Genomic DNA, 2,055 nt, shown 5'->3' on the forward strand with positions numbered 1-2,055 from the left:
GAGTTCCATTTTGGTGTGGAAGCCTTCCGTGATGCCGTTGTTGCGGGTGAAGCGCCACATGGCCGCAATCTCCGCGGACCAGTTGTGCAGCGTTTCACCGAGCCGTACCAGTTGCAGCAGTCCGGACTGCCGCAACTCCTCGACCGCTCGCAGGAACCGTGGCACCAGTCGTGGGCACTGTCGCCGGGTGCGGTGTTTCTTTAGCAGCAGGTAGCAGAGGCGCTGCTTGAAGCGGTAGATCACATCCAGGGCGTGAACATGATGGCTTCCCCGGGAGTGAAGTTTCCCCGAGATGTCTGGCGGTTTATGAACTTCTATAACAAGTTGCCGCAGACTCCCTCCGGTGCCGATCCGCGCGTTATTAATCTGACCCTCGGCTGGCCCTTGGAGGGTGACGCGGGCAGATTGGCAATGACGCTGAAGCACGGCGTTAGGGCGACGGAACCCCATGTCACACCAGAAGAAGTGCTCGTGGTTGAGTTCACGGCCCGAGGAAGCGCCGCGACAGGCGATGCAAATATGGACCATTGGTTTACGATTGCGCACGACGCAATCGTGTACACATTCGCAGCACTCACGACGGATGAAAGCCATGCCATGTGGGGGAGAATTGCATGAGCACGATGCCGCTGTGCGTCGGGCTCTTCGGTGGACTGGATCCCGACCAATGGGACGAACCAGCCTCGAACGCGCCCGTTCGAAGGCCTGATTCGTGGGCCTGCGTTTCTGCGAGCTCGGCGACCTTGCCCGGCATACGGGTCCTTGTTCCAGCCGAGGCGACCATGCGAGCATGGCGGATGCCCGCCGCCTTCAACAGTGGTCTTCGGCGCACGCTCCGAAGCCTTGATGAACTCTCGGGCGAGCCCGAGGAAGACGAGTACGGCCCGGCACGCCCGTCGCTTTTCGCCCATGCCATGGCGACCGAACTCCTGCGCAGTTCGGCGGCCTTGATAGACCCCTTCCCTGCCGGATCGGCATGCACGGATACCGCTGCGGGACTTCGGATCACCTGGCGTAAGCAGAACCGCCAGCTCAGACTCGTGCTTCCGCCGACGCCTGAAGGCCGTAGCTACTTGTACGCGCAGGCGGGTTCGCAGCACCAGATTACTGATAATCTCACCTACGATAGCTTTGCCGCTTGGCTGCAGTGGGTGGACCGAGGTTCAGAGTAACAATCCGCGTGTTCGACTTTCGCCTCGACTGTACGGAGATTGTTTACCGAATTGTAATCAGGAAAAGCTGGCTTGAGGAAGATGGGACCCTGAAGCCCGAGGCGTTCCTGTTATGCGCGAGGCGGACGTGCGGACGGGCCTCTCTCTCATGCGCGCTGTCCTCTGCACCGTCGAGCAGTGCAAGACAAAGGTCAGCAGTGGCCACGGGGTGGACAGCCTACATGTCGGCCATATTGGAGACCTCGGACTCGAGGTGTGGCATTTCGAGCCTGACGAGGAAGAGCACGCTGGCATCATCGGGCTGCCGCGATACTACGAAAAAGATAGCTGGTCACTCGCCGAAGTGGAGCGTGTGGAGGAACTCGCGGGAAGGCTGGCTTCGCAAGCACGCGCCGTGCTCCGCACCAGATGGCGGACCGAATAATGTAACGAGATAGAGGATCCGGTCCTACCCATTCACTGGCCTGTTCGCTACGACCTTCTTGACGCGCACGAATCAGAATTTTGTCTTCCTTCCCGCCGAACTGGTTCTGCGGCGCACTCCCTCACACGGCGAGCGGCCGCCGTGTCGCGTTTCATTCAGCCGAAACGTCGCTGACTCCCACTGACCTCAGTTCAAGCCCGCGGTGTCCGATGGGGTAGCACGCGCGCGTTTTGATCTGACGCGGCCAAGCGTTGCGATCAAAACGTTACGCCCAGCAGAACAGAGCCCTCGTTTCGGCTTAATGGGAACACGTTCAAGAGCGATTGTGAGAAGCTGTCGCCGCCCCAGCGTGTATAACGAATTTCCGGCGTGATATTGACCGGACCCAGCTTGAGGCGGAGTCCAGCCCCTGCCACAAATCCAACAGTGTTCGGTGACGTGGCCCCGTTGAACAGAAAG

General features: G+C 60.0%; 5 protein-coding genes. 4 read left to right on the forward strand and 1 reads right to left on the reverse strand.

Features of this window, described 5'->3' with window-relative positions:
• The 4 genes from VN622_14170 to VN622_14185 form a co-directional block, all read left to right on the forward strand.
• Positions 1-204: hypothetical protein (locus VN622_14170; GenBank protein HWR37004.1), on the forward strand; the 204-nt coding region annotated here is incomplete at its 5' end.
• A 102-nt stretch (positions 205-306) separates the two neighbouring features.
• Positions 307-618 (forward strand): hypothetical protein, encoded by a 312-nt coding sequence (locus VN622_14175; protein ID HWR37005.1) that lies wholly within the window; start codon positions 307-309, stop codon positions 616-618.
• Positions 615-1,172, forward strand: coding sequence for a hypothetical protein (locus VN622_14180; GenBank protein HWR37006.1), 558 nt, complete (start codon positions 615-617; stop codon positions 1,170-1,172). Before VN622_14175 ends, VN622_14180 begins: the two co-directional genes overlap by 4 nt.
• 112 nt (positions 1,173-1,284) lie before the next feature.
• Positions 1,285-1,596 (forward strand): hypothetical protein, encoded by a 312-nt coding sequence (locus VN622_14185; protein ID HWR37007.1) that lies wholly within the window; start codon positions 1,285-1,287, stop codon positions 1,594-1,596.
• Between the two features lie 257 nt (positions 1,597-1,853).
• Here VN622_14185 and VN622_14190 read toward each other — a convergent pair.
• A partial coding sequence (locus VN622_14190; protein HWR37008.1) for a hypothetical protein occupies positions 1,854-2,055 on the reverse strand: 202 nt, incomplete at its 5' end.

Source organism: Clostridia bacterium (assembly GCA_035561135.1).
Lineage (GTDB): Bacteria > Acidobacteriota > Terriglobia > Terriglobales > Acidobacteriaceae > DATMYA01.

Coding starts and splice junctions, on each gene's coding strand:
- VN622_14175 (HWR37005.1), top strand. CDS start 307: ATGAACTTCTATAACAAGTTGCCGCAGACTCCCTCCGGTGCCGATCCG.
- VN622_14180 (HWR37006.1), top strand. CDS start 615: ATGAGCACGATGCCGCTGTGCGTCGGGCTCTTCGGTGGACTGGATCCC.
- VN622_14185 (HWR37007.1), top strand. CDS start 1,285: ATGCGCGAGGCGGACGTGCGGACGGGCCTCTCTCTCATGCGCGCTGTC.